Raw genomic sequence first — 7,215 nt, 5'->3', positions numbered from 1 at the left:
GACGGCGGCGATGGCGTGCGGGGGAACGCCCTCCGCGAGCATGACGGCGATGCGTCCGGCCATGACGGCAGTTTTGCCGGAGCCTGCGCCAGCTTCGACCAGGATCGAGCGATCATGGAGACTGATCGCGTCGCGTCGCGCGTCGTCATCCTTAAGGGCCTTAGACACGCTGCTCATTATTCCGCCTCCCAGATTTGAGTGACCTGACCGAGCCTTTCGGTCGCGGCCGGCATCTTGCGTTTGCAATAGGTGGCGCTGGCATTCGCCGGCAGGGCAAAGGCGAGATCGTCGTAGTCGCCGCCGGTGTCGGGGCCTGGCAGCGCTTCACCGCCGGCGAAGCTGCTCCTCGCCGCGCGCAGATAGTCAGTGATCTCAGCGAGGACCGCGTCCGGATCTTCGAGCTGGAGGTTGATTGGCTCACGCGGGTAAAGCAGCGAGGCGCTGATCGTGACATCATCGCCCAGCAGCGCCTTCACCGCGAAGGCATAGAGGCAGCGCTGAAGCTCGCGGCCGCCGTTCAGCCGGATGTCGCCTCGCGGAGGACGGCCGGTCTTGTAGTCGCGGACCAGCGCGCGCTTGCCGTCGCCTGCGATGTCCAGCCTGTCAATATAGCCGGCGATATTGAAACCCGTGTCGGGAATCGTGACCGGCACATTGGGATCCCACGGCGTCTGCGCGTCCGACTTGGGCTCGGCCCCGCCGAACGGCACCTCGCTATAGGAGCGGGCACCCGGCAGAAGCACATCGCCATAGGCAAGAGCCCGCTCCGCCGTCAGCCGGGCATCACCCAGGGTGCGCCCCCAGATGACGGCCGGCGGGACCGCACGTTCGCTTTCCCAATCGGCGGCGACAAGCGCCGCGGCCCGGTCAACCGTCGCCGTGATCGCCGCGGCGTCGGCCGACATCAATCCACCGGCGCTCTCCAGATCGCGTAAGGCGCGATCGAGAACCATGTGAACCAGATCGCCGACGCCGAGCGCGTCAAGCACGAGCGGTTCGAAGGTGCTTTCTGGCACGCGCCAGCCGAAGGCATAGACCCAGGCAAAGCTCAGCGGGTTGCGCAGCAGACGCCGGAGTGAGCTGGCCGATTGGGTGCGGGCCAGGATTGCGAGAATGAGCGGATGGTCGGGCCGGATGAGGCCGTCATGCGGCGTGATCTCGGTGTGCCGCCAGTCGCGCCAGCAGCCTTGCGCGCTGAGCGCCTGCCGGTCGGCGCTAAACTCCTGCGGCCTGGCCATGAGGCGGTCGGTTTCGCTAAACGCATGGATCGGAACGGCGTTGCGACGGAGATAGATTTCCTGACCGTGCGCAGCGAGGAGGGGGCTGCGTCCCAGCAGCCGTCCGTCGCTGTCGCGACGGGCGCGCGAGAGGACGACTTCGCCGGTCGTCGTTGCCAGGATCGTCTCGAAGTCTCGGCGATCGGCCAGGCTCACCGGGAGCGGGTCGAGCTCGGCAGTGGGGATGATATGGTCCGGGATCAGCCGGTCCTCGGCAATTCCGCGCGGCCAGTGCGAAGAGTTGAGGCCGATCAGCCGCACAAAGCGCCGCGGCGAGGCTGCTAGCGCGCTAGCAGGCATCCAGCCGACGGACACGCACGCCTCCAGCCCGTCATCCTGCTTCAGGGTTTCGAGGGTGGTGTCGATCGAGGCCGCCGGCCCGGCGAGGAGGCCCTTGCGCCAGATGGCGAGCGCGCGGCCCTTAAGAAAGGCCTCACCGATCTCCGGTGCTGCGTCGGCCCCCTTGGTGAGAAGGTCGATGGCCGCGCGCAAGGCCGGGGCGTGATCCGCGTCGTCCGGCCAGTCCTCGGGCTTCAATCGCGCCAGCAGGCGGTGCCAGGCGTTGGGCGTCGACATCGGCGCATCGGCTGGCAGGATCCGCAGCCAGCCTTCGGCAAGTGACGCAAAAGGCGTGGAATCCCGACACAGGGCGGCGAGACGACGGATCCGGGACTGCGACAGGCCGCGAACGACGATGTCGGCTAGCGCGGCGGCGGCCTGGCCATCGCGGGTGGTGACGGTCTTGACGCCTTGGACGAAGTGCAGGTCGATGTTGGCGTCCGCGCGCAGGCCGAGGAAGTGATCGTCGTAGTCGGCGGGCGAGGCCGTGGCGATCGCGATATCGGACGGCGCCGCGCGCCCGGAGGCGAGAAGCGACCGCGCCCAGCGCATAGCCTCGATGGCTTCGTGATAGGCCGTAGCCGCGCTGACGGTGCTGACTTCCGGGGTCTGCGAAGCCGCGCGCAGCACCGCGACACCCGTGCCCTCCAACCAGGCCGGCGTCGGCCTCGGCCCGGCCGTCCATCGCACGGGAATGTGCGCGGTGAGCGCTTTCAGGAGCGGCCGCCAGCAGGGCGAGAGTTCGGTGAGGCCAGCGATCTCCATCGGGCCGAGAACGGCGGGCGCATGGGTGATACGGCTGGTGGCGTCGGCGACGATGTCGATGGGCCGCATCATGGCGGCTGGTAGCTGCGCCAGGACCGCCGACTCCAATCGAGCGATGGCGTCGAGTCGCGGATGCTCGACCGCGCGCGCTGCAAGGTCGATACCAGCGCGCCAGGCCTTGTGCAGGGTGTCCGCGGATGCGTCTATCATCCCGGGCAGCGACTTGATGCTCTCCAGCTCGCCCATCGGCGTTGCCGGCAGGACCGTCTGGATCGCCACGCGAAGGCTTTCATCATCAATTGGGCGGACGAAACCTCCAGCGAGCCGCACCGCCGCCTGCTCGAACGACATGACCTGCAGGCCATGACGGCGGTCGCGCGCCGCCGCCAGGCGGCCTTCCCGCATGGCGAGGCGGCCGTGAACGACGAGGGTGGATCGGCCCGAGATGGCCATTGTGGTTCCCTCCTTTCGAGGTCAGTTCTCATTCGGGCGCCGGCTCAGAGCCGGGGCTGCCGCGCTGGCGAGCGCGTGACTGTTGCGTGGCGGTATTATTTTGGCGGGGCTACTTTGTGGGAAGTCTGTCAAACCCGTTCAGAGAGGCTCTCTATAACAGGTAGACAGTAGAATACCGGGCGAGATGCTTCTGATGGAATGTAATCCACAAGTTTATCGTTAGAATCGACCAGATATAGGGCTCCAAAGGCGCCGCCAGAAGCCTGGTGTCGCCTTGGGCGGAGCAGGTTGAGCAGAAGGCTCGACCGTGGGCGATTGCCCGTAGAAACGAGCTTTGGCGGCACGATCACGACTGCGCTCGGACTCCACCTGCTCGTCGCTCCATGGGCCGGCTTCGACCACCTTGCCGCGGTCGATCACATAATGTGACCGGCACTTCAACGTCCAGTTGCCGATCGACGGATGAAGCGAGATGGTCTCACCGTCGAAGGTCATCTTCCAGTCCGTCGGCGTGAACGCGTGACAACTTCCTCGCCGCAACCGCAGCAGCAGCTGTGGGCCGATGTCGCATATTCCATCGACAGGTACAGCACGCCTGCCCCAAGGCGCTCGGGGATGTGGTCGACGAAACGATGCTCGAGTCGCTTGTGCCGTATCACTTGAGATCCCCATTGATCAGCATGTGAGATCCCCATTGATCAGCATGTTGCCGTCGGTGGTGTAAGTGCAGTGATGCTCATGTTCGAGGTCTCGGTAGAAGCCGCGGATTTTCTTCCACTTCACCACTGCGAGGACAGCATTGAGGGCATTGAGATCCGCAACCTGAATGTTGGACGCATAGATGTCTTCCACGCCGCCACCGACGAATGAAATGCGCTGAGGCAGATGATCCCGCTTCTGAGGCGTGCTGGCGGTCACCCGCAGGATGCCGCCGAGTGATCCTTCGTCGAGCTCAAGGCCCATGCCGACATCGATGAACGCGGCGCCGATCGCCTCGAGCTTCTCCACGATCAGCCGCTTTGCATCGCTGGCATCGAGCGACAGGAACGCGAAGGTAACGCCGTCGAGAAGGTGCAGGTTGTCCGGCCCGAGCGCCACATCATGCACCACGATATTGCGATGCATCCGGCTATAGATATCCTTCAGATATTCGACTTTCTTTGGCGCTTCTCGCAGTTCCTCCAGGCTCGGAGCGCCCGGTGCCCGAAACGCGTTGTGGGTCAAGAACTCGTCGCTGTCGAAGAGTCGGATCTCGCGAACCGGCGTCTTGGCGACGAAGTCCAGGATGTAGCCGCCAGTGCCGCCGACGCCAATGATGGCAACCCGCTCGCTGGCTAGCCGCTCGGCCAAGGCGCCGATCCCGACACGGTCGGAGGCGGTCTCGACATAGTTGAAGACGCTGTCTTCCTCCGCTTCAGGCTCACGGATGGTGCGAGCCGTCATGCCGGGGTTCAGCACCGCGGCCGGCCCGGCGATGATGTTAGCGTAGCTGGTCATCTTGTGGTGATAGTCGGCGTAGCCCTCGGCCGGTTTGCTTGAGAAGGCATGCGTCGCCTTCAGCCCATGTCCGAGATCGAAGGCGCCGGTCTGGTGCGCGATGCCCTGGATGGGCGACCCATCGGCGTGACACGGGAAGTCGCCATCCCAGTGGGCGACATGGGTGTCGGGCTTGCGCGTCCGGTCCCCGGCCAGCGTGAGGCTGGAGATCAGGGTACCAATGCGCAGCTGCCGCTGTGCGTCGACATAGGGCACCTCGCGCATGACGAGATATCCACCGCGCTGCTGGACGAAGTAGCCTTCGTCCCTCAGCTGCTTGAGGTCTGGATTAAGACTGAACAGTGCGTGTGACATTGAATACGGTCCCCCTTCTCTTGACATCGACAGAGCCGCCAGCCCCGAGCTCACCCGCGTGCGGCGTTGATGCCGCGTGGCGATAGGTCATCGAGAACACGACGTTGGGCTCGTGCTGGCCCGGAAAGGCGAGCTGGACGATCTGCTCGAACGTGACCGTGTCGTCGTTCACCGTGCGCGGCCGCGAATTGACGATGATCTCGAACGTCGGCGGCCGCTTCGGCGCGGTGATGAAGCGCTCGATGCCGGGCTCGGCCAGATCGATCAGCTCCCCATGCTCGATCTGGCGATCTTCGCCGCCGGGAACTTCGAGGAAAACGCCTTCCCCCTCGCCAGGTTTGGCCAGGCCATAGAGCACCGCGCCGCTGATGACGGGCTTGCCCCAGCGCAGCTCGTCGTCGTTCAATGTGAGCTTGAAGTCGCGATCCGTGGGGAAGGCGACGAACCGCTCGGCGCCGTGCTCGCGCAGATCGAAGGGCTCGTTCAGCCGCACATCCTCGAAGTCGCCCGAGGGCAGGATAGCGAAGAGGCTGTAGCCGTCTTGAGGGTCCAGGGCGCCGGCCTCGAGCAGCTGACGGCCAAGCGGCACGGGATCGCTCACCTGACGGGACAGGAAGTTGAGATCGCCCTGGGCGAGGAGGAAGCGATATCCCCGCGCCGGACGCAGGGACCGCCCTTCGCGCAGGGCGTCACCGACGTCGTCGTAGTCGAGAAGTTCTTCAGTGTTCATCCGATTGGTCCTTAGGTTGGGGCCGAGGCGGGGCCACGGCTCTAAGGGTCCAATCGGATCGAGTTTCGCCGACCGGTAAGGTCAGGCGAATTTTTTTTGCAAGGGTCCGTCGGGTGTCGGTCCGCAGATGAAGAAAGCCGGGCAGTTCGGGCAGGTGCGCGATGAGATTTCGGCCGGGAACCGTCCAGTGCGGATGTCGCCAAGAAATTTTGAAAGCTTGTCCGTGCGTCCCTTCAACTCGCGGTCTGAAAGCGAAAGCTCGGATGCCTCGCCGTCGGAGAGATGGACGAGTTCGGCAACAGCGCCGGGATAGGCCTGTTTGACCGCCAGGACCAGCGCAGCCGCGCCGACATCCTTGCTCTCGGCCGATCGCATGTGACCCGTGCGGACGCGGCGCACGGCGCGGACACCGTTGGGCCGCATCAGCACCTCGTCCGGCTCGACGAGGATCTCTTCGCCGCCAAGGATGATACTGACCGCCACCGGCGCCTCAGCGATCGCTCCAGCGCGGCCCGACAGAAAGAAACGCAGCATCGCCAGTGCGAGATCGCGGAATTCAGCGCGGTAGCCATGCTCCCCCAGTCCCTCACCGGCAAGCGCAGTATCGGTGCGATCAGTGAGTTCCTGCTCGGTCACAGGCAGGTCCGACGCGATGACCGTCTTGACTACCGAGCGAACCGCCTCGTGCAAGTGCATAAAGGCCGTAGTGGTTCGGCGCCCACCGACGTGCAGGACATGGGTGTAGAAAAAGCGGCGCGGGCAGGATTCATACAGAGCGATTTGCGGAGCTCCGAAGCGCAACCGTCCGTCGATGACCAATTCGACTCCCCGCGCTTCCGCCGCGATCGGAAGCTGCCGCGTTGGAACAACCGAGCGCCGTGTCAAGGCGCTCCCGAGGCGGTCGAGGAATGGCGAAAGCGGTCGACTGTGACCGTTGCTCTTCTCTGTCGGCGCATACAGGATCAGGCGATCGCGGGCGCGTGACTGTGCCACGTAGAAGAGGCACTCCTGCTCCTCTGCCTGCCCTGCGCGATATGCCTCGAGCGCGCTGCCTTCGGCGCCCGCAATCATGCCGTCGGGTGCGGGACATGGCGGCGCCGGCGGCGTGCGCGGGATCGTGTCGCTGTTGAGCCCCGGCATATGCACACCGCCGAACTCGAGGCCCTTTGCGCCGTGGATGGTCATTAGACGCACGGCGTCGAGATGTTGAGCGGCCGCCGGCAATTGGCGCAGGTCGCGATCGTCACCGAGACGCACAAGCCTGCGCACACGATCGAGCATGCGCGTGATCGGTAGTCCGCTGCCGATTGGCTGGACGCGCATGAAGTTGAGGAACTGCCAGATTGCGATGCCGCGCGTACGATCGGCGAGGTCCTCGGACGCGCCAAAGCGCGCGGCGATGCGCGTGCGATCGAGCAATAGCGTCGCGAGCACGGTCCAGGGCGAGGCTGTCTGGTCGAAGCCGCTGAGCGCGATCGCAAGCTTGGAGAGTGCCTGACGGCCGGCGTCGCTTACGGTCGGGATTGCATCGACGTGCTTAAGCCAGCTGCCGGGGGAATGCTCGGCTGCCCGCAGGTGCTCAAAGATCGCCGCCACGTCAGAGAAGGAAGTTGTGAAATCGGGCCAGCACGCAATCCGCAGCAGGCCCATGGCGCGTCGATCGACGAGAACGGAGAGCAAGGCCAGGAGATCCTTGACCTCGGCCCGCTCGAACAGGCTGCCCAGAAACAAGACGGGGACACCAAGCCGTTCGAGGTCCTGCCCGATCGTCGACAGCTTCTCATTTCCGGTGCATAGGAC

Annotated in this window: 6 protein-coding genes; all 6 read right to left on the bottom strand. The window is 65.0% G+C overall.

What is annotated here, in order from left to right; genetic code table 11:
* Nucleotides 1-177: UvrD-helicase domain-containing protein (locus E5W87_RS19415; protein WP_292400934.1), on the bottom strand; the 177-nt coding region annotated here is incomplete at its 3' end.
* Nucleotides 177-2,834 carry a PD-(D/E)XK nuclease family protein gene (locus tag E5W87_RS19410; RefSeq protein WP_292400896.1) on the bottom strand — a complete coding sequence of 886 codons (2,658 nt, stop codon included), beginning with the start codon at nucleotides 2,832-2,834 and terminating at the stop codon, nucleotides 177-179. The genes E5W87_RS19415 and E5W87_RS19410, both read right to left, overlap by 1 nt.
* A gap of 219 nt (nucleotides 2,835-3,053) precedes the next feature.
* Nucleotides 3,054-3,329 (bottom strand): DUF6527 family protein, encoded by a 276-nt coding sequence (locus E5W87_RS19405; protein WP_292400893.1) that lies wholly within the window; start codon nucleotides 3,327-3,329, stop codon nucleotides 3,054-3,056.
* A gap of 180 nt (nucleotides 3,330-3,509) precedes the next feature.
* On the bottom strand, nucleotides 3,510-4,685 hold the full coding sequence (locus E5W87_RS19395; protein ID WP_292400889.1) for a ThiF family adenylyltransferase: 1,176 nt from the start codon (nucleotides 4,683-4,685) through the stop codon (nucleotides 3,510-3,512).
* Nucleotides 4,660-5,415: a multiubiquitin domain-containing protein gene (locus tag E5W87_RS19390; RefSeq protein WP_292400888.1), complete on the bottom strand. Its 756-nt coding sequence runs from the start codon at nucleotides 5,413-5,415 to the stop codon at nucleotides 4,660-4,662. The genes E5W87_RS19395 and E5W87_RS19390 overlap by 26 nt, the downstream gene beginning before the upstream one ends.
* Before the next feature lie 81 nt (nucleotides 5,416-5,496).
* The coding region (locus tag E5W87_RS19385; RefSeq protein ID WP_292400885.1) for a 3'-5' exonuclease at nucleotides 5,497-7,215 on the bottom strand (1,719 nt) is incomplete at its 5' end.

It is taken from the genome of Mesorhizobium sp. (genome assembly GCF_004962925.1).
Classification (GTDB): Bacteria; Pseudomonadota; Alphaproteobacteria; order Rhizobiales; family Rhizobiaceae; genus Mesorhizobium.
Note: the sequence above shows the minus strand (reverse complement) of the source record. Positions and strands in the feature narration are given on the sequence as shown.

Excerpts from the sequence above, each read along its gene's own strand:
- E5W87_RS19390 (WP_292400888.1), bottom strand. The coding sequence starts at position 5,415 with ATGAACACTGAAGAACTTCTCGACTACGACGACGTCGGTGACGCCCTG.
- E5W87_RS19410 (WP_292400896.1), bottom strand. The coding sequence starts at position 2,834 with ATGGCCATCTCGGGCCGATCCACCCTCGTCGTTCACGGCCGCCTCGCC.
- E5W87_RS19405 (WP_292400893.1), bottom strand. The coding sequence starts at position 3,329 with ATGACCTTCGACGGTGAGACCATCTCGCTTCATCCGTCGATCGGCAAC.
- E5W87_RS19395 (WP_292400889.1), bottom strand. The coding sequence starts at position 4,685 with ATGTCACACGCACTGTTCAGTCTTAATCCAGACCTCAAGCAGCTGAGG.